General features: G+C 58.3%; 17 protein-coding genes. 7 read left to right on the top strand and 10 right to left on the bottom strand.

Annotated elements, in window-relative coordinates:
- Positions 1-122: 122 nt before the first annotated feature.
- The 7 genes from pyk to PT279_RS07625 all read right to left on the bottom strand — a co-directional run bounded on the left by pyk (position 123) and on the right by PT279_RS07625 (position 10,262).
- Positions 123-1,571, bottom strand: a complete 1,449-nt coding sequence (gene pyk / locus PT279_RS07655; RefSeq protein ID WP_277166828.1) for a pyruvate kinase — start codon at positions 1,569-1,571, stop codon at positions 123-125.
- Positions 1,572-1,707: 136 nt separating this feature from the next.
- The gene (locus tag PT279_RS07650) at positions 1,708-2,694 is read right to left on the bottom strand and encodes a TerC family protein (RefSeq protein WP_277166827.1); all 987 of its coding nucleotides are present in this window, start codon (positions 2,692-2,694) and stop codon (positions 1,708-1,710) included.
- 200 nt (positions 2,695-2,894) lie between these two features.
- Positions 2,895-4,226: an MFS transporter gene (locus tag PT279_RS07645; RefSeq protein ID WP_277166826.1), complete on the bottom strand. Its 1,332-nt coding sequence runs from the start codon at positions 4,224-4,226 to the stop codon at positions 2,895-2,897.
- A 435-nt stretch (positions 4,227-4,661) separates the two neighbouring features.
- Positions 4,662-6,776 (bottom strand): excinuclease ABC subunit UvrB, encoded by a 2,115-nt coding sequence (gene uvrB / locus PT279_RS07640; protein WP_277166825.1) that lies wholly within the window; start codon positions 6,774-6,776, stop codon positions 4,662-4,664.
- A gap of 141 nt (positions 6,777-6,917) precedes the next feature.
- The gene (gene coaE / locus PT279_RS07635; RefSeq protein WP_277166824.1) at positions 6,918-7,631 is read right to left on the bottom strand and encodes a dephospho-CoA kinase; all 714 of its coding nucleotides are present in this window, start codon (positions 7,629-7,631) and stop codon (positions 6,918-6,920) included.
- A 107-nt stretch (positions 7,632-7,738) separates the two neighbouring features.
- A complete protein-coding gene (gene rpsA / locus PT279_RS07630) occupies positions 7,739-9,226 on the bottom strand; it encodes a 30S ribosomal protein S1 (RefSeq protein WP_277166823.1) in 1,488 nt (495 codons plus the stop codon).
- A 139-nt stretch (positions 9,227-9,365) separates the two neighbouring features.
- Positions 9,366-10,262, bottom strand: coding sequence for a bifunctional methylenetetrahydrofolate dehydrogenase/methenyltetrahydrofolate cyclohydrolase (locus tag PT279_RS07625; protein ID WP_277166822.1), 897 nt, complete (start codon positions 10,260-10,262; stop codon positions 9,366-9,368).
- A 379-nt stretch (positions 10,263-10,641) separates the two neighbouring features.
- On the opposite strand from PT279_RS07625, the gene PT279_RS07620 reads away from it, so the two are divergent.
- The 3 genes from PT279_RS07620 (at position 10,642) to PT279_RS07610 (ending at position 13,911) form a co-directional block, all read left to right on the top strand.
- The gene (locus PT279_RS07620; RefSeq protein ID WP_277166821.1) at positions 10,642-11,754 is read left to right on the top strand and encodes a zinc ABC transporter substrate-binding protein; all 1,113 of its coding nucleotides are present in this window, start codon (positions 10,642-10,644) and stop codon (positions 11,752-11,754) included.
- A gap of 286 nt (positions 11,755-12,040) precedes the next feature.
- Positions 12,041-13,078 (top strand): ABC transporter ATP-binding protein, encoded by a 1,038-nt coding sequence (locus tag PT279_RS07615; protein ID WP_277166820.1) that lies wholly within the window; start codon positions 12,041-12,043, stop codon positions 13,076-13,078.
- Positions 13,075-13,911, top strand: a complete 837-nt coding sequence (locus tag PT279_RS07610) for a metal ABC transporter permease (protein ID WP_277166819.1) — start codon at positions 13,075-13,077, stop codon at positions 13,909-13,911. Before PT279_RS07615 ends, PT279_RS07610 begins: the two co-directional genes overlap by 4 nt.
- Before the next feature lie 138 nt (positions 13,912-14,049).
- Here PT279_RS07610 and PT279_RS07605 read toward each other — a convergent pair whose 3' ends face one another.
- Positions 14,050-14,661: a CarD family transcriptional regulator gene (locus tag PT279_RS07605; RefSeq protein ID WP_277166817.1), complete on the bottom strand. Its 612-nt coding sequence runs from the start codon at positions 14,659-14,661 to the stop codon at positions 14,050-14,052.
- Positions 14,662-14,844: 183 nt separating this feature from the next.
- Here PT279_RS07605 and PT279_RS07600 point away from each other — a divergent pair, with 183 nt between their 5' ends.
- The 4 genes from PT279_RS07600 (at position 14,845) to PT279_RS07585 (ending at position 18,851) form a co-directional block, all read left to right on the top strand.
- The gene (locus PT279_RS07600; protein ID WP_277166816.1) at positions 14,845-15,594 is read left to right on the top strand and encodes a response regulator transcription factor; all 750 of its coding nucleotides are present in this window, start codon (positions 14,845-14,847) and stop codon (positions 15,592-15,594) included.
- Positions 15,595-15,692: 98 nt separating this feature from the next.
- Complete coding sequence (locus PT279_RS07595; protein ID WP_277167058.1) at positions 15,693-16,784, top strand: HAMP domain-containing sensor histidine kinase; 1,092 nt, start codon at positions 15,693-15,695, stop codon at positions 16,782-16,784.
- A gap of 93 nt (positions 16,785-16,877) precedes the next feature.
- Positions 16,878-17,525, top strand: coding sequence for a S24 family peptidase (locus tag PT279_RS07590; RefSeq protein ID WP_277166815.1), 648 nt, complete (start codon positions 16,878-16,880; stop codon positions 17,523-17,525).
- A gap of 9 nt (positions 17,526-17,534) precedes the next feature.
- Positions 17,535-18,851, top strand: a complete 1,317-nt coding sequence (locus tag PT279_RS07585; protein WP_277166814.1) for a Y-family DNA polymerase — start codon at positions 17,535-17,537, stop codon at positions 18,849-18,851.
- A 114-nt stretch (positions 18,852-18,965) separates the two neighbouring features.
- On the opposite strand, the gene PT279_RS07580 is transcribed toward PT279_RS07585, so the two are convergent.
- Both PT279_RS07580 and PT279_RS07575 read right to left on the bottom strand, forming a co-directional pair.
- Entirely contained in the window at positions 18,966-19,679 is a 714-nt protein-coding gene (locus tag PT279_RS07580) for a phosphoribosyltransferase family protein (protein ID WP_277166812.1), read from the bottom strand.
- Positions 19,680-19,773: 94 nt separating this feature from the next.
- Entirely contained in the window at positions 19,774-20,562 is a 789-nt protein-coding gene (locus PT279_RS07575; RefSeq protein WP_277167057.1) for an HAD-IIB family hydrolase, read from the bottom strand.
- Between the last annotated feature and the right edge of the window lie 99 nt (positions 20,563-20,661).

The raw sequence follows: 20,661 nt of genomic DNA, 5'->3' as shown, positions 1-20,661 counted from the left end.
AACGAAGGCAATCCCTGGCTCCGAAAGATTCTCATTTGCAGAGCAGAGGATTGCCTTAAAAAAGCAGTCAGGCTTTCAGCTAACGGCTAGACCGTCTCGTCATCAAAGCCTGTTTCCGCTTTTCAGTCGGCGTCGCAGGCGCCTACGGTGTGCACGTAGATCGAATCGGTGCGGCCGGGCTTGTGCTCGCCTTGGGCGGAGCTCAGCACGACGATCTTGTCGCCGTTGACGACCTTGCCGGCGTCGCGCAGAAGCTTGTCGGTGAAGATCATCAGCTGATGACGGTTCATATCGTGGTAATCCTCTTCGACGCAGAAGCCTTCCGTGCCCCAGCTCAGAGCCAGCCAGTGATAGGTGTGCTCGTTGTTGGTGACACCGTAGATCGGGGAGGCCGGACGCTCGCGGGAGACGCGGTGCACGGTGGAACCGGTCTGCGTGTAGGCGACGATGGCCTTTGCGTTGATCTTGTCGGCCAGGTCGACGGCAGCGGAGGAAACCGCGCCGGTGCTCGACATATCGAGGTTCGAGATGGAAGGAATGCGGTCGAAGCCGTGCTCGGTGGCGTAACCGGAGATGCGGGCCATCGTGTTGACGGTCTGTGCCGGGTACTTGCCGACGGCGGTCTCATTGGAGGTCATGGTGGCGTCGGCACCGTCGAGGACGGCGTTAGCGCAATCGGAAGCCTCTGCACGCGACGGAATCGGCGAATTGACCATGGAGCCCAAGACCTCGGTGGCCACGATGACGGGCTTGGAGTATTGACGGGACAGTTCGATGCAGCGCTTGGTGACCAGCGGGACCTGCTCGAACGGCATCTCCACGGCCATGTCGCCGCGGGCGACCATGATGCCATCGAACGCCTTGACGATGTCTTCGAGGTTCTCAACAGCCTGCGGCTTCTCGATCTTGGCGACGATCGGAATACGGCGGCCTTCCTCGTCCATGATCTCATGGGCGCGGTCGATGTCGGTGGCGAAGCGCACGAAGGACATGGCGATGATGTCAGCGCCGGTCTGGATGGCCCAACGCAGGTCGGCCTCATCCTTCTCGGTGAGTGCCGGCAGGCTGACGGCCACACCCGGCAGGTTGATGCCCTTGTGGCTGGAAACCGGGCCGCCCACGACGACCTTGGTGCGCACGTTGTTGCCCTCGACCTTGGTGACCTCAAGGCGGACCTTGCCGTCGTCGATCAGGATCGGGTCGCCAGGATGGCAATCCCCGGGCAGACCCTTGAAGGTGGTGGACGTGATGTGCTCGTCGCCTTCGACGTCATCGGTGGTGATGGTGAATTCCTGCCCAGTTGCGAGCTGGACCTTGTCTTCCCCATCGGCGTTCTTCTTGAACCATCCGCAGCGGATCTTGGGACCCTGCAGGTCAACCAGAACCGCGACATTGCGGCCCGTGGTCTTGGAAGCCTGACGGACGTTGTTGTAGACCTTGAGATGATCTTCGGCAGTGCCGTGCGAACGGTTGAGACGAGCGACGTCCATGCCGTTCTCGACCAGTTTGGTCAAGTTCTCGAGCGATTCGCAAGCCGGCCCAATAGTGTCTACAATTTTTGCTTTCCTCATGAATACCTACCTATTCTTGACTGACATGTTGCATGGCTAGAATCAACCCACAACAGCTTCCAGTCTACTAGCATCCCCCGGCATTTGCACTACTGATGTCGACTTTTATGAGAGCGTTAACATAAAGCGTTTGACGTCAGGCATTTTCCTTGGCGGCATTGGCTTTCATCTTGATGATACTGGCCACGGCCGCCGTGCCGATGGCGACGATGATGACCGCGAGCGACACCCACGTCGGAATCTCGGGAACCTGCGCGATCGGACGGCCTGCATTGATGAACGGCAACGAATTGCCATGCAATGCCTCCATCACCAGCTTCACGCCGATGAAGCCGAGGACCACCGCCAAGCCGTACGGCAGATACTCCAGTTTGTCCAGCAATGCCCCGAGCAGGAAGTAGAGCTGCTGCAGGCCAAGCAGCGCGAAGACATTGGAGGTGAAGACGATGAACGGGTCTTTGGTAAGCCCGAAGATGGCCGGAATCGAGTCGAAGGCGAACATCACGTCGGTGGTGCCGATGGTCAGGAACACGATCAGCATCGGGGTGAAGAACTTCTTGCCATCGATGGTTGTACGGATTTTTTCGCCGTCATAGTGGTCTGTGATTTTTACCACTTTGCGAAGGGCGCGGATAATCGCGTTTTCGTGGTATTCCTCGTCGTCGTCATCGCCGACGACCAGCTTCACTGCGGTATAGATCAGGAACGCGCCGAAAATGAAGAAGACCCAGGTAAAACGCTGGATGACGGCCGCGCCCACGAGGATGAAAAGGCCACGAAGGATGAGGGCGATGGTGATGCCCACGCTCAGCACGTATTTCTGCAGCTTCTTCGGCACGGCGAAATTCGTCATGATGATGACGAAAACGAAGAGGTTGTCGATGCTCAGCGAATATTCGGTGAGCCAGCCGGAATAGAACTCGAGCGCCGGCTGTGAACCGGACACCCACCACACCAAGCCGCCGAAAACCAGCGCTGCAGCCACGAAGAAGGCGATATGCTGCACACACTCCTTCGTGGAGGGAACATGGGGCTTACGGCCAATAACGAACAAATCGACAACAAAGAAAATCGCGAGCACCACATATGTGGCGATCATAAACGCAAGGGGTGTTTCGGCCATATTCCTAAGCCTAGGGGGAAGCGGTGACCGAGCGGAGGCCCCTTCGGCAAGTCCGAATGCGGTTTTGCTGTCCGAAGCGCGGCCACAGGCCAAACGGGACAAAAGAAAAAGGCATCTTCAAAAGAAAACGAGTTTCTTTTGAAGATGCCCAGATATCACTGACGAATCTGTCTTAGTGAATTTATCTTAGTGAATGGCTATCAGGCAGCCTTCTTGGCAGCCTTCTCCTTCTTCAGGGTGAACATGTGAAGGAAGACAGCGCAGATGGTGCAGAGCACCACAGCGATGAGCAGCATCACAAGGCCGGCGTTCCAGCCCCAGTGATCCACGGCCACGCCGAGGAGGCTGGTGCCGCAGGTGGAGCCGAGGACGTAGCTCATGAAGCCACGGAGGCCGACGGTCGAACCGACAGCGAACGGCGGAACGACTTCCATGGTCTGCACGGAATCAAGGAACTGCGGGATGTAGACCAAGCAGCCAGCCAGAGCGGCGAACACAGTGACCGCGACGACCGAGGTGCTCGTCCAGTATCCGATGATGCAGAAGACGATGATGACGAGGGCGATGATGGCCGGAGGCATACGATGGCTCTTGAAGAGCTTATCGGAGATGATACCGGCAAGCAGCGTCGAAGGAATGGCGGCCCACTCGAAGAACGTGAAGGCAACCATCATCTGGCCGTGGGTGAAGCCCTTGGCCTGGATGAGGAAGATCGGCAGCCAGGTGAGGATGCCGAAGCGGATCATGTAGACGAACGTATCCATGAAGGAGACCAGCCAAGCGCCGGGGTTCGTGAAGACGTACTTGGTGAGGATCTGCCAGGACGAAAGATCCTTGTAGTCGACATCGCCCTGTTCTTCCTTGGTCTCTTCCAAAGGCTGAAGGCCCTCTTCTTCAGGGCGGCCCTTGATGAGGAACCAGATCACGAACGCAACGATGATCGCGATGATGGCGGGGAAGACATAGTAGGCGAAACGCCAGTTACCGGTTCCGACAGCACCCAGCATGAAGCCGGCGAGGGGGGAAACCAGGCCGCCGCCGACGTTGTGGGAACAGTTCCAGATCGAGGTGATGAAGCCACGGTCCTTCTTCTTGAACCAGGTAGACAGCGTGATGAACGCAGGGCCAACACCCATGCCCTGGAACAGGCCCAAGAGGATGAGGATGAAAGCGGTCGCCCAGACATTGACGCCGAAGAACGCGAGGCCAATGTTGAGTAGGGCGCAGATGACCAGGCCGGTCACCATGAAGCGCTTCGGGTTGGCCTTATCGGCCAGCGCGCTCATGAAGCCCTTGCCAAGGCCATATGAAATCAGCAGGCAGCTGGAGAGCATGCCGACTTCGCCTTTGGTCAGATGCAGCTGGTTTTGAAGCTCAGGCGTCGAAAGGGTAAAGTTGTTACGTACAATATAGAACGCAGCATAACCGACGAAAACGCCCACCAACGACAACCATTTGTATTTGGCGAACACAGATTCGGCTTGTTCAGCAGGAACCGGAGGTTTGTGCTGAATTTTCAGAAAACCTATCATATTGTTTTTTCTCCCTTATTTCTTGATTTCCCAGCCTGCCTGCCGCTGTTCAAGAAACGTGACATGCACGTCTCTTAGTGACCCGTCTATGGGTGCGGTCTAAACAGACAAGTATGAATTATACAGGAAAATGTAATATTTATCAAATATCCGAAATGGTGTGTGTCTAAATTCATTGGTTTCAGAACGAGGATATTTGAATACGAAATGTCTGTATTTTGCGATTATAAGGTTATACGATTACGTTGTACAACGTCGTACGTTTATGGCCATGACTGTAGGTGATAGCCTCCCCGGGTAAGGATGGCCGCCCTATTCACGTTTTGGCCTCCAAGGCTTGGCCTGAAGGAAAATCGTTTCGACAAAATCGTCATACTACGACAACATGGTGCCCCAGTGAGTGGGGAAATGAAGATTCAACGGCACTCGACGTGACTATTTCTGAGCCTCGGTGATCTGGCGAAGTTCCTTCTTGAGGTCGCGGATCTCGTCGCGCAGGCGGGCGGCGAGCTCGAACTGAAGCTGCTCGGCGGCAGTGTGCATCTGGTCGCTCATCTGACGAATGAGGTCGGCCAGATCCTGCGCGGGCAGGCCCGCCTTGACGATGGCGTCGTGGTTCTTCTGCAGGTCCTTCTCGTCCAAGCTCGTCAGGGCGATACGCTTATCGCTGCCGGCGCGCTTTTCGTCGCGGTAGCCGCCTGCCAGAAGCGTTTCGGTGTCCACATCTTCCTTGGCGAGCATGTCGGTGACGTCGCTGATCTTCTTGACCAGCGGCTTCGGGTCGATGCCGTGTTCCTTGTTGTAGGCAATCTGCTTTTCGCGGCGTCGGTTGGTCTCGCTGATGGCGGTCTCCATCGCGTCGGTGACCTCGTCGGCGTACATGATGACGGTGCCGGAGACATTACGCGCGGCGCGGCCGATAGTCTGGATGAGCGAACGGTGCGAACGCAGGAAGCCTTCCTTGTCCGCGTCGAGAATCGCCACCAACGAGACCTCCGGCAGATCAAGGCCTTCACGCAGCAAATTGATGCCGACGATGACGTCGATCTTGCCTTCCCGAAGCTCACGGAGCAGTTCTACGCGGCGAAGCGTGTCGACATCGGAATGCAAGTATTCGACCTTGATGTCGCGTTCGAGCAGGTAATCGGTCAGGTCTTCGGCCATTTTCTTGGTCAGCGTGGTCACCAGCACACGCTCGTGTTTGGCCACACGGTCCTTGATTTCGCCGAGCAGGTCGTCGATCTGCCCCTTGACCGGACGCACGATGACCTTCGGGTCCAGAAGACCGGTAGGTCTGATGACCTGTTCCACCACGCCGTCGGAAAGCCCCAGCTCATAGTCGCCGGGCGTTGCGGAAAGGTAGACGGTCTGGCCGACTCGATCGAGGAACTCCGGCCATTTCAGCGGCCTGTTGTCCATCGCGGAAGGCAGACGGAAGCCGTTCTCCACCAGGGTGCGCTTGCGGCTGGCGTCCCCTTCGTACATGCCGCCGATCTGCGGGACGGTGACATGGGATTCGTCGATGACCAGCAGGAAGTCGTCGGGGAAGAAATCGAGCAGGGTGTGGGGCGGACTGCCGGGCTTGCGCTGGTCGAAGTGACGGGAATAGTTCTCGATGCCAGAGCAGAAGCCGACCTGTTGAATCATCTCCAGATCGTAGTTGGTGCGCATTTCAAGGCGCTGAGCTTCCAGCTCCTTGCCCTGTTTGCGCAGTTCGGCGGTGCGGTCGACCAGCTCCTCCTTGATGGTCTTCAGCGCATGTTCGGTGCGTTCGGGGCCGGCGATATAGTGCGAGGCCGGGAAGATATGGACCTGCGACTCGTGGGCGATAACGTCGCCGGTCAGCGGGTGCAGCGTGGAGATGCGGTCGATCTCGTCGCCGAAGAACTCGATGCGGATGGCCAGCTCCTCATAGACGGGAATAATCTCCACGGTGTCGCCGCGCACGCGGAAGGTGCCGCGTGTGAAGGCGATGTCGTTGCGCTTGTATTGCATGGCGACGAACTTGCGCAGGAGCTCATCGCGGTTGATCTCCTCCCCCTCATGCAGGAAGAGCATGCGTCCGGCGTATTCCTCAGGCGTGCCCAAACCGTAGATGCAGGAGACGGTGGCCACCACCACGCAGTCGTCACGGGTCAGAAGGTTCGCGGTAGCGGCGTGGCGCAGACGTTCCACATCGTCGTTGACGTTTGAGTCCTTTTCGATATAGGTATCGGTCTGGGGAATGTAGGCCTCGGGCTGGTAATAATCGTAATACGAAACGAAGTAGCTGACGGCATTGTCAGGCATAAGCTCGCGGAACTCGGCACACAATTGGGCGGCCAAGGTCTTGTTGGGCTCCAGAATGAGCGTCGGGCGTTGCAGCTTCTCGATCAGCCATGCCGTCGTCGCGGTCTTGCCGGTGCCGGTGGCGCCCATCAGCACCACATCGTTCTCGCCGTTCTCGATGCGTCGCGCGATTTCGTCGATGGCTTCCGGTTGATCGCCGGACGGCTTGTACGGCGCCTTCACCACGAACGGATGATGCGTACGCTCGATATTGAACCCCATGCCTGTTTCGATTCCTTTCGCCGGCCAACGCCCTTGAGACTGCCCTTAAATACGGCAGCACTTGTTCGCTTCCGCCTAAAACCCATTCAGAGCCATCGGGACGGATTGCCAAGCTTTACTTTATGGCGAATCCGGCCCCGTTCATTGCCATTGTGCGAACAGCATATCAAGATGCTCGAACATTTGTTCGACTGACTGTGTCGAATCGATGACCACATCGGCAATGCCCTCGCGCTGCTCGCGGCTGGACTGATGGCGTATCCTGCCTTCGGCCTGCTCGCGGCTCATTCCGCGCGTATCGATCATTCGCTGGATACGGGTTTCCTCAGGTGCCTCAACGGTAAGAATATGGTCGAATGTGAAGGGGATAGTATCGATGACCTCGGCCAGCAGCGGCACGTCGTGGACAATCACGGGATTTGAGAAAAACTCTCCGGTAGCCGATAAACGATTGCTATCCAAATAATCGGCGTTATCAGGATTATCCGCCTCGTCATCGTCATCACCATTGCGCTGACCGGCATTGGTCTTGCATTCCTGGGCGAACTGCTGCTCCAGCTCCTGAGCCCGTCGGTAAATCAGCGGATGTTCGATATCATCAAGTCGCTGTTTGGCATCAGGCGCGGCCTCAAGCGAAAAGACGTGTGCCGCCATCCATTTACGATTCAACGAGCCATCGGGCTGACGCGCATCCGGGCCGAATTCGTCGACGATTTCGCGGATTCCTTCGCCGCCCGGTTCGACGACCTCACGAGCCAATTGGTCATAATCGATAAGATGGGTCCCGCGTTCCTTCAGATGCGCGGCAACCGTGCTTTTGCCTGCCGCAATGCCCCCGGTCAATCCGATTCTCATGTATCCTCCGGTATCGCCTACTCTGATAAAAAGAAAGTCGGTGCAAGCATTAAAAGCCTGCACCGACCTAATTTCACAAAATCACCGTGAAATCACCAAAGGTGATCTCACTTCTTCTCCTTGAGGAGCTCCTCACGGAGAGCGGCGAGCTTGTCGGAACCGGCAAGCGTGCCTTCGGATTCGTTCTCCGAAGAGTACTTGGTGGACTCTTCGACAGCCTTTTCGGCGTGAGCGTTCGCACCCTGGCCATCCTCGGCAGCGGATTCCTCCGCGGACTCGAGTTCCTTGGCGACGAAGGCCTTATGCTGCTCCCACAAATCGTGGGCGGCCGCATACTGGTTCTCCCACTCCTCGCGCTGCTTCTCGTAGCCGGCGATCCATTCGTTGGTCTGCGGGTCGAAGCCTTCGGGGTACTTGTAGTTGCCGTCCTCGTCGTAATCGGCGGGCATGCCGTAGAGCGCCGGATCGAAGTCCTCGCTCGACGGATCGACAGAGTCGTTGGCCTGCTTGAGGGACAGGGAGATGCGGCGACGGTCGAGATCGACGTCTATGACCTTGACGAAGATCTCTTCGCCCTGCTTGACGACGGTCTCCGGGTTGTCGACGTGACGGTTGGCCAGCTCGGAAATGTGGACCAGGCCCTCGATACCGTCTTCGACAGAAACGAACACACCGAACTGCACGATCTTGGTGACCTTGCCCTTGACGATCTGTCCGGGAACGTGGGTGCGTGCGAAGCGCTGCCACGGATCTTCCTGCGTCGCCTTGAGGGACAGCGAGATGCGCTCACGATCCATGTCGACATCGAGCACCTCGACGGTGACCTTGTCGCCGACCTTGACGACCTCGGACGGATGGTCGATGTGCTTCCAGGAAAGCTCGGAAACGTGGATGAGGCCGTCCACCCCGCCGAGATCGACGAACGCGCCGAAGTTGACGATGGAGGAAACGGTGCCTTCACGGATCTGGCCCTTCTTGAGCTGAGCCAAGAAGGTCTCGCGGACCTCGGACTGGGTCTCCTCAAGATACTGGCGACGGGAGAGCACCACGTTGTTGCGGTTCTTGTCGAGCTCAAGGATCTTGGCCTTGATCTTCTGGCCGATGTAGGGCGAAAGGTCGCGGACGCGACGCATTTCGACGAGCGATGCCGGCAGGAAGCCACGCAGGCCGATGTCGACGATCAGGCCGCCCTTGACAGCCTCGATGACAGTGCCTTCGACAACGCCGTCGTCGTTCTTGATCTTCTCGATATCGCCCCAGGCGCGCTCATACTGGGCACGCTTCTTGGACAGGATAAGACGTCCTTCCTTGTCTTCCTTGGTGACGACAAGGGCTTCGACGGTGTCGCCGACTTCAACGACTTCGTCGGGATTGACATCCTTCTTGATGGAAAGTTCGCGGGAGGGAATGACACCCTCGGTCTTGTAGCCGATGTCGAGCAGCACTTCGTCGTGATCGACCTTGACGACCGTGCCCTCAACCAGATCACCATCATCGAAATTCTTGATAGTGGAATCGACTGCCTTGATGAAGTCTTCTTCGGTGCCGATATCGTTGATCGCGACCTTGGTGACTTCGTTATTGTTCTCTGCCATTAAAAGTGGTTTCTTTGTTATTAGTTGGATGGATATTACCTATTAAGTTATTTTGGTGACCTTCCGGTCACGCAAGTCATAAGAATACTAGTCGCCCTAGCCAAAGCGCCTCGATAAATCCGGGCGTGTCGTGGGTGGTTCAGCCGAGCTTGCGTTCGGCCATTTCCACGACGTTCGCCAGGAGCATCGCGCGGGTCATCGGTCCCACTCCCCCCGGGTTCGGCGTATAGGCGGAAGACAAGGCATGGCAGTCCTTGTCGATATCGCCGCGCACACGGTAACGCCTGGCTTCCTCGTCGTAGACGCGAGAGACGCCGACGTCCACCAAAACCGCCCCCGGCTTGACATCCTCGGGCTTGACAAATCCGGCCCGGCCAACGGCCGCGACGATGACATCGGCTTGGCTTAGATGCTTTTGGATGTCTTTGGTGCCTGTATGGCAAAGCGTCACGGTCGCGTTCACGTCCTTCGCCGTGAGCATCAGCCCGATGGTGCGCCCCACCGTGATGCCGCGGCCGACGAGGCAGACGTCCTTGCCGCCCAGATCGATGCCGTAACGCTTCAGAAGCACGATGATACCGCGGGGCGTGCAGGGTTGCGGCGCGGGGTTCCTGCCGTCGATATGGGTGACGAGCTCGCCCAGATTGGCCGGATGCATGCCGTCAGCGTCCTTGGCGGGGTCGATATGGGCGATGACCTTGTTGGAATCGATGCCCTTGGGCAGCGGCAATTGGACGATGTAACCGGTGCATTTCGGGTCGGCGTTGAGACGTTCGACGGCGTCGATGATCTCCTGCTCACTGGCCGTTTCAGGCAGTTCGACGGCAATCGAGGCAATGCCGACCTCGGCGCAATCCTTGTGTTTGCCGGCCACGTATTTGCGCGAGCCAACGTCGTCGCCGACGAGAATCGTGCCCAGTCCTGGCGCAATGCCTCGGGCCTTGAGCGATTCGACGCGCTCGCTCAAATCCTGCTTGATGGCCGCCGCGGCAGCCTTTCCGTCCAATTTGAGAGGAGTCTGTTCCTCGTTCACCATACCGATTTCCTTAATGCAAGTAAGTTATTTCGACATTCCATATGCCCGTGTTGTATGCCAGGCACCATAATTATCGATTGTAAGGTGCAAGCCGTCCATAACCATAGGCGTGTCCACCATCTACGCCATATCCATTGCTTATAACCCTTTATCAGCCGTCGAAAGACGGTCGGCAAAAGAAGCGAAAACTAGAGGTTCGGGGAACACACAATGCCTTCGAATCGACGATAGCCGCCATCCGTCTTTTCCGGGTTTCATATCATCAATCCTGCTTTATTTGACAATGATTTTCATTTTCAGTATATTGCCGTATCAGTATACTGAATAAAGACAATCAACACGGACCAACGGCAAACGGATACCAATTTAAGGGGTCTTTATGAAACGATTCGGATGGCAGACCAAGGCCACGGCCCTGCTGGGCTCGTTATGTCTGGTTTTCGGCCTCGCGGCCTGCGGCGGCGGCAACGACTCCCAGCAGCCGAGCAAAACGAATAACAGCTCCAAACAAGCCACCGGCCCCATCAACGTGGTGGCTTCCATCAACCAGTGGGGTTCGCTGGCCAAAGAGATCGGCGGATCTGATGTGGAGGTGACCTCAATCGTCAACACCGTCTCCGTGGACGCCCATGATTTCGAGCCGCAAACCACCGATATGGCCAAATTGCAAAGCGCCGAGATCGTGGTCGTCAACGGCGCCGGATACGACAACTGGGCCAGCAAATCCACTGCCAAAGGCACCACCAGCGTCTCGGCCGCCACCGCGGTCGGGGCAAGCACGGGCGACAACCCACACCTCTGGTTCTCCAAGGAGGCACGCAAGGCCACCGCCACCGAACTCGAGGATGCCTTCGCCAAGGCGAGACCCGCGAAAGCCAAGCAGTTCCAGGCCCGTTTGAAGACATGGAAGGCGAACGAATCAAAGCTCGAAGACGCCATGAAGGCATTCGAGCAGAAGCACAAGGACGCCACCTACGGGGCCACAGAGCCTGTCGCCTATTATCTGATGGATGATCTCGGCTTCACCGACAAAACTCCGAAGGGATATACGCAGGCCGTCAGTTCCGAGGGTGAGCCCGCGCCGAGCGATCTGCAGAAGTTCCAGCATCTGATTTCCGGGCGCGACGTCAATCTGCTGATCAACAACACGCAGGAAGCCAGCAATACCACCAACCTGCTCACCGGGACGGCCGGCCGCACCGAAGTGCCCGTCGTCGACATCAGCGAGCAGATGCCGCAGAGCCAGACCACTTTGACCGGCTGGATCACGGCATTGATGAAAAGCATCGACAAGGCCATGGCCGATTTCAAGGCCAGCGAGGCCGACCATGAGAAAGTGGGAACCGGCGACGAAGGCGACAGCGGCGGTACGCAGCAGCCCTCTCAGCCGGCAAAGTCAGGCAATGGAGCAAATTCCAATCAACAGACGCCCGCAGCCCCCGGCAACGGTTCGGTGCCGTCGAACGAAGGACAGACCGATCCGGGCAAGTGACCAAATTCCCCTGAAGCGATAACCTCGGCCCAACAGGCAGACGCCATCGGACACTCGAATGCGGTTCCAAGCCAGAACGATAAAGGTTTGGAACCGCATGTTTTTGTCTCAGACTCGGAATTGGTGAAAGCAGGGGCTTCGGCTTCAATCCTGCTTTATCTCTTTCGCCCAAGGAACAATTGCGACGCTAATTGAGAATGATTCTCAATTTCAATTATAATATATCAAGTATCTCTATCAAGCAGTATTTCGAACGCCTCCGGAGTGCAGAAAGACGACAATCATTATGCAGACGAAAGCCGAAAAGACGCAGAAGGCCAAGACCCCCGACGGCGGACCGGCCTTAGTTTTCCGCGATGCCGGCATCAAACGCGGCGAGAGGATAATCTGGCAGCACGGCAATTTCTCCATTCCGTCGGGTTCCATCACCGCCATCGTGGGCACGAACGGCGCCGGCAAGACCACGATGATGAAGGCGGAACTGGGCCTTTTGCCGTTGTTCAGCGGCAGCCTGAGTGTGCTTGGCGGTCCGGCAGGCACTACCAACCATCTCATCGGATACGTGCCACAAAACTACGCCAGCGACATCGAATCCAACCTCACCGCCGAACAATCGGTGCTGCTCGGGCTCACAGGGACGAAATTCGGCATCCACCCCACCACCCGGGCGCAACGGGCACAGGCACGCGAGGCGATGGTTTTCACCGGTGTGGACGACAAACGCCATTATCGGCTTTCTGAGCTTTCGGGAGGGCTTCGGCAGCGCGTCGCCATCGCTCAGGCTCTGGTGAGCGGGCCGAAGCTGCTGATGCTCGACGAACCTCTGGCCAACCTCGATCTGGCGGCCCAGCGCGAGACGGTGCATGTGCTCGCCAAGCTCAACCATGAGATGGGCATGACCATCCAGGTGGTCGCCCACGACCTCAACATGCTGCTGCCGGTCCTCGACGGCGCGGTCTATCTGCTCGACGGACACCCGCATTACGCGAAAATGAACGAGGTGCTGGATGCCGATCTGCTCACTCACCTCTACGGCACGAAGGTGCAGGTGGTCACCACCCCGCAGGGCGACATGTTCGTCACCCCCGGCGCGGACGAACCGGACGACGTCACGCCCGACATCCACAAGCCCGACGAAGTGGCCGGTTTCCACCATCATCACACAAAAAATCCGTCCAGCTCCGCCAGGGGCAATCGCCGAGATTCCGCGATCGGCGGCGAGAAGCCACGGTATTTCGAACAAGTGGTTTCTCACAGATCACAGGCAAAAGCAGGACGAGCAGAAGGAAATGAAGGCAACCAGCGGCAGGAGGCAGGGCAATGAGCCATATCCAATTCGGCTTCAACCATGAATGGCTGGAAACGCTCTCGGTCCCGTTCATGCACAACGCCTTCATCGCCGGCCTGTGCATTGCCTTGGCCGCAGGCGTGATGGGCTATTTCACCATCGCCAGACATTCGACGTTCGCCGCCCACGCGCTGGCGCATATCGGCTTGCCAGGAGCCACAGGAGCGGTTTTGCTGGGATTGCCGGTCTCGCTCGGTCTCGGTATCTTCGCACTCGGCGGCGCGCTGACCATCGGAACACTGGGCAAGAAGGCCTCGCAACGTGAAATCGCGACCGGCACCGTGCTCGCCTTCGCTACCGGCTTGGGCCTTTTCTTCTCGCGCATGTCAAGTTCTGCCTCGCAGCAGATGCAGGCCATATTGTTCGGCTCGATATTGACCATCACCAACGACCAGGTGCTGGGCTTCGCGATTTTCGACGTGCTCCTGCTGGCGGTGATGGCCGTGGTCTATCGGCCTCTCCTCTTCAGCTCGCTGGACGAGCAGGTGGCCCAGGCCAAGGGCGTGCCAATCGGCGTGATGAATGTGCTGTTCATGGCCATCATGGCCGGCGTCATCACCATTGCAGTACCTGCCGTCGGCACCTTGCTCATCTTCGCGTTGGTCGTCACCCCGGCGGCTACGGCGAACATCCTCACCAGCACGCCGCTGCGTTCGATGGTGCTTTCCAGCATCCTGTGCCTGGTCTCGATCTGGGGAGGCTTGGTGATCTCCGCGATGTTCCCCACTCCTCCGAGCTTCGTCATCGTCACGATTTCGACATTGTTCTGGATTGTCGCCAAAGGTGTGGAAGCGTTGCGTCATCGCTAAAGCCTTGGACGGGCTGGTTATGTTACGGTTTTAGTCCAACAGCCGAAGCAAAGTTTGAGGGCCATCTCTTGATATCGAGATGGCCCTCAAATCATTTAAAAAATCAATAGGCGATTTTGCAGACGAAGTAATTGAAAATCACTTCTTTTTCTTGGATCCTTTGGCTTCTTTGTTTTCGATTTCGATCCTGGCCAACGTCTGGCTCGCAGGCTCCTCGGGAGCTTCGGAATGGTGCTTGGCGTCTTCGGGCGTAGGGTCGGCATAGCCGAGATTGACGTCGAGCAAGTGCTGCGCCTCGTCCTCGTCGATCTTCTCGGAAAGCGCGATTTCGGAGGTAAGGATGTTGCGGGCGCGGGTCAGCATGCGCTTCTCTCCGGCGGAAAGACCGTGTTCGTCGACATCGCGCTGGGCCAGATCACGTACGACCTCGGCGATCTTGTTGACCTCACCGGTGGCGATCTTTTCGACGTTGAGCTTGTAACGCCGCGACCAGTTCATCTTCTCGTTGTCGACAATCGGGGTGCGCAGGATCTCGAAGACCTTGGCGACTTCTTTGCCATCGACGATATTGCGGATGCCCACCTTCTTGGCGTTCTCGACCGGCACCTCAATGACCAAGCCATCGCTGGAGAGCACAGAAAGCTGCAGATAATCACGCGTGATGCCCTTCACCGTGCGTTTTTCAAAAGCTGTGACCTTCGCCGCACCGTGACGCGGATAAACGACAACATCTCCAACTTTGTAATCCATGGAACCTCCGAAAAGCTTCAAACGCAATGTGTCTTAGTTTTTCACGCGCCTCGGACGTTTACCCTTGCTGCGAACCAACAAAATCTAATAAAAACCGATAAAAACCTCGAATGGCTGAGAATTGGGTGCGCCGGAACCTATAATGGATTGCTTGTAGCAATGTTTTTGAAAGGCGGAGGACACATGCTCAACAGTTCGGCGCATCAGAAGACCCCACGTACCATCTTGGTGGTCGAGGACGAGCCTGATCTCGCCACAGCGATCGCACAGCGCATCACAGCGAATGGATGGACTGCACGAGTGGCGGGAGACGGGGCGAGCGCCGTACGCGCCGCAAGCCAGATCAAGCCGGATCTGGTCATCATGGACATCATGTTGCCCGTCATGGACGGCATCGAGGCGACCAAGCGCATCATCGCCGAGCGCCCTGTGCCCGTGCTCATGCTGACCGCCCGTGACTCGGAGGCCGACAAGGTCATGGGACTTTCCGCCGGTGCGGACGACTACATGACCAAGCCCTTCTCCCCCCGCGAGCTCATCGCACGCTGCGAGGCGCTGCTACGCCGCGTGGAACGCGCCACCCTCATCGCCAAGAACAACGAGAACGAGAAGGTGCTCGATTTCGGCACGCTGGTTATCGACCCGCGCCAGCGCATCGTCACCCAGGACGGCAAGCAGGTGCATCTGACGCCTACGGAATTCGACCTGCTCGCCACGCTTGCACGCAAGCCCAAGTCAGTCTTCAAGCGCGAGAAGCTGCTCGAGGAGGTGTGGGACTGGCCTGACGCCTCCGGCACCCGCACCGTCGATTCGCATGTCAAGGCGCTGCGGCACAAGCTTGGCAGTGACCTCATTCGCACCGCACACGGCGTCGGTTACGCGTTCGAACCTCCCGAGGACGGCAACGCTGCAACCAGCGCCCCGCAAGAGTGAGACTCAACAGCTTCGACAGCCCTACGGGGCTGCTTTTCATATAACCAGCGTTTTCATTTCATCAATACATTTCCAAAGAGAATACAGTGACCGCAGCGATGAGCAACCATACACACCAATCCGGCAAGAAGATATTGGACAACGAGCGGCCGATAGGCCTGTTCTCATCGTTGAAGGTCGAACTGAGCGTCATCATCGTCATCGCCACCGCCATCGCCTTCGTCATGGCCTGGTTCCTGCTGAAGATGGGGCTAAGCGGATGGATCGCCATGCCGTTGACACTCGTAGTGGCCCTAGGTATCACGTATTTCTTCTCCCGTGGATTGACCGCTCCTCTGCGCCAGATGCGCGACGCGGCCAAAGCCATGAGCGAAGGCGACTACACGGTGCGCGTCAAAGTCGGCACCCGCAGCAACGACGAGGTGGGCCAGCTCGCCCGCTCGTTCAACGAAATGGCCGAGGAGCTGCAGCACGCCGACCAGATGCGGCGCGACATGATCGCCAACGTCTCCCACGAGCTGCGCACCCCTGTTTCGGCTCTGCAGGCCATGATCGAGAACCTTGCCGACGGTGTGGTGGAACCGACTCCTGCAAATCTTGAGGGGATATTGAACCAGACCCACCGGCTTTCCGACCTCATCGCCTTCCTGCTCGACCTCTCACGCATGGAGGCCGGCGCGGCCAGTCTCAACATCGAGCAGTTCAACTTCGCCGATTTCATCGACGAGACGCTGGAACCATTGGAAATCGCGGATGCCGGCCACGCCCACGACGTCGACGTGCATGTGCCGGACTCCATCGAGATCGAAGGCGACCAGGACAGGCTGCGCCAGCTGTTCACCAACATCATCTCCAACGCGTTCAAGCATTCGCCCGACAACACGACGGTACTGGTGGAAGCCCACGAAGACAAGATCCACGGCACCATCGTCACCAACGTCGTCAATTTCGGCTCGCAGATCCCCCCCGAGGCGCGCGCGGATATCTTCCGCCGCTTCGTCAAGGGCAAGTCGGGCCCGGGCACCGAATCTGGCGGCACCGGCCTTGGACTGTCCATCGCACGTTGGGCCGCACAGCTGCACGGCGGCAATGTGAAGGTCGTCGACGACAACCGCGGCACCGATTTCGAAATCACGCTGCCAAAATTCCATATCGTCGCCGACGAACCGAGCGAAAAAACGACACTCTGACCTCCATGCAATCGAACGTTTGTTCTATTTTATTGTCCTGCCCTCTTGAAACAATGATATTCGAACAAACGTTCGATTATTGGGAGGTGTGCGATGACAGCAGCAGCATGCAAATTGGAACGCAACGATTCAGGGCAGGATTGTAGGGTCACCCGGGTTTTCCGCTCGACTCTCGCGCCGACACCCATACCCATCGCGCTCGAAGCGGTGCATGCGGGGTTCCCCTCGGTGGCGCAGGATTATTTTGCGGGCGATTTCAGTTTCGACGAGCACATCATTCGCAATCCCGACACGACCTTCATCATCACCGTCGCCGGCGACTCCATGGAGGGGGCCGGCATCTGGGATGGCGACCTTCTGGTGGTCGACCGATCGCTTGAGCCTCAGGCCGATGACGTGGTGGTGGCCGTGCTCGACGACGAACTGACGGTCAAGCGCCTTGTGATGCGTGGGTCAACGCCGATCCTACACCCAGAAAATCCTCGATACCCTGATTTCTCTCCCATGAACGCGCAGGATCTGGTGATCTGGGGCGTGGTCATCGGCAATTTCCACACCCAAAGCCGTTCCAGCCGGTTCGGTGCTACTCTGCCGGGCATCACCCGTCCCGGCATGTCAAACACATCCCCATCCGATTCTGGTGCCACCGAGAAGGCCAACGGCACTACCGGGCTCGCCGAGCACAGCCGCGGATGGTCGGGCGGTGCCACCATCTATCCCTTCCCGCAGCAACACAACTAGCAGGACAACATGAGCGAATCGTTTCAGGTGCTGGCCGACGCGAACAGTTTCTTCGCCTCCTGCGAGCGCGTTTTCGACCCGGCACTGGCCGCCAGGCCGGTCGTGGTGCTCTCCAACAACGACGGGTGCGTGGTGGCCCGCAGCTCGGAGGCGAAACGGCTAGGTATCAAGGAAGGCACACCGTGGTTCAGCATCCGCGAAGAGGCCCAACGCGCGGGAGTCGTGGCCCGCAGCTCGAACTATGAGCTCTATGCCAGCCTGTCGGCGCGGATGATGTCGGTGATGAGCCGGTTCATGCCGGGTCAGGAGATCTATTCCATCGACGAATGCTTCCTGAACCCCTCAACGGACGCCAAGCAAACCGTGCAGACCTCCAAGGCCATGCGCAAAGCCGTGCTGGAAGGTGTCGGCATACCGGTGAGCGTCGGCATCGCACCGACCAAAACACTGGCCAAAGTGGCCAACCACTGGGCCAAAAGGCATCCTTCAACCGGCGGGGTGAGCCTATGGCGCGACATCGAGGCGCAATACGGCGATGCGGCGCTCGCCTCCATACCGGTGGGCGACGTATGGGGCGTGGGCAGGCGGCTGACCCGTAAGCTGCAGGCCGTGGGTGTTCTTACCGCGCTCGACCTCAGAAACCAGGACCCGGTGTCCATCAGGCACCGTTTCTCCATCACCTTGGAACGCACCGTGCTCGAACTCAACGGCATCCCCTGCGTGGTGGGCGACGCCAGCGCCAACGACGGCAAACGCAAGTCCGAAATCCTGTGTTCGCGCATGTTCTCGAAACCCGTTACCGACATGGCCCAGATGGACCAGGCCCTGAGCGTCTATGCTCAGAAGGCGTGCCGCAGGCTGCGTCGCCAATCAAGCCTGTGCTCGCTAGTTGCCGCCTTCTGCGCCACCAGTCCTTTCGGCCCGGAAAACAGCTACCAGTCGTTTCATGCGACGACCACCTTGCGCGACCCCAGCGACGATCCCCTGGTCATTGCCAAGGCCGCGTGTCAGGCCATGCGTGGCAGGGCCGACCCGCATGCCCGCTACATCCGCGCAGGCGTACTGCTGCTCGGTCTGCAGGACGCCAAGGACTTCACCACCCTGCACGGCTTCGAGGCCAAGCGCGACGAGCATAATCTGGGAGCGGTAATCGACGAAGCCAACAGGAAATTCGGTACGGCCCGGGTCGGCATCGGTTACGGCGGCATGCGGGGCAAAGGGCGCGGCGACGAGGATACGTCAGCCTCATGGACGATGAGGCGCCAGATGCTCTCCCCGCGCTGCACCACCCGTTGGGACGAAATGGCGGTGGCCCATGCCGATTAGAAGACGCCACCGACGGCACCGGCAGAACTTGCAGAACCATTATGCCTATAACCGGTCCACCAAACCATGATGCAAAGCCATCCAAGCAAAAGACAAGACGCTTGCCGATTTTCTTTATTCGGCCCGATTGGGCGTGCAGGCCAGCACGAGACCGATGACATCACGGGCGCCCGAATCGCGCAACGCCGACAGGCACTCCCCCATCGTGGCACCGGTTGTGACGATGTCGTCGACGACGATGAACAGCGAGTCGTCGTTCAAATCCTCACTGACGCGCACATGCCCTTCAATTCTTTTCGCACGAGATGAGGCTCCTGACGCCTGGACGGATTTGCCTTGTACACCTTCAAGTCTCAACACCGGTTCCATAACGGCCGAAACCCCATATCGTTTCAATCCGCGCGCCATCAAGCGAACAAGCGGCAACATTTGCCATCGGCCACGGTGATGCATCGAGGAGGCCGACGAAGGGGCCGGAACCAAGACCAGGGCACTGCTCCGGATATGGGATTCCTGCCTATCAAGCACCTTCAGCACCAGATCCGTCAGCAATAGCGCGAAAACACGGTCGCATTCCTCATCGCCGTGATCCTTCCAGTTGAGGATCGCATGGCGAACGGCCCCGCAATACCAGGAGCATCCATAGCATCGGCCGGCATCGCCGGGCAACACCTTGGGATAGACATGGGCGAAAAGCCGGGCGCACGAGGCGCACAGTACCTCATCCGGCTTGTCGCATCCGGCACAACCACGCGGCAGCAGCATGTCGCCGATGGAGACGAACAATGCTCGCAAGGCATCGCAGAATTTTAAGTCAGCGGTTTCCATACTTCAAAGCTAGCCGACTTCCCTCCAACAGCAAGGCAAAAACGACCGGTGTGGTCGGATGCTATGGGTTATCCACATTTCGGGCGTGTTGCAATCACGACAAAGCGGCGATGAGACGGTCACAGACCTCAAGCGTGTCATGAGGGCCTGCGACGAAAATCGGCTTCGTACCGATGACGGCCGCAGGATAGTCGTTGCCGTCCGGATCCATGCGATCGCCCACAAAAATGACCTGATCAACCCTGCAACCCAAGATGCGGCAGAGCCTGCGTACGGCATAGGCCTTGTCGACGCCACGGGCCGAGACATCGATGCTGGTCGAGCCGCCGGAGCGTACCACCAGATTGGGCAGATCGGCCCCCACGGCTTCGGCAAGCCGGTTTTTCTTGCTGTTGTCCGGGTCCCAATGTTCCTTCTCGTCCACCGGAGCCTGCTGGCCCAATGCGGAAAACGTAATCTGGCTGCCCCGGTCCTCGATGCGAGGCCCCCAGGTGTGTTTAAGCCAGATACCCTGCTCACGGGCGTGACGTTCGATGGAGGCGATGGCGCCTTGGCGATCGGCCGCATCGAGGTCGTTGGAATAGACGCACTGCCATTGCCCCTCATGCCAACGGAAATAACGTGTGCCGCTGGTCGGCATGACGTGGACGTGCGAACGGCGGGCATCGGTCTCGAGCACGTCGAGCACCTGGCTTTTGGCGAGCTCGAAGCGTCCGCCGGTGATGACGGCCACATCGATGAGGCGCGTCAGGGTTGACAGGCGCGAGGCCATATCGGCATGCATCGGCTTCTTGGAGCGGGCGAGCGTGTTGTCCAAATCGAAGGCGATCACCTTTGCGCCATGAACAAGCCCGGAAAGATCGTGGTCCCGCCACTTCTCCATCGCCGCGTCCCCGCCTGCTGCCATCGGTTGCTCCGTTCGTTTCGTGGGCTTAAAACACTACCCAATATTCCCTTATGCTACGACCACCGATGCCTATGC

This window comes from Bifidobacterium sp. ESL0784 (assembly GCF_029433295.1).
Classification (GTDB): Bacteria; Actinomycetota; Actinomycetes; order Actinomycetales; family Bifidobacteriaceae; genus Bifidobacterium.
This window is presented reverse-complemented; position numbering and strand designations above follow the sequence as displayed.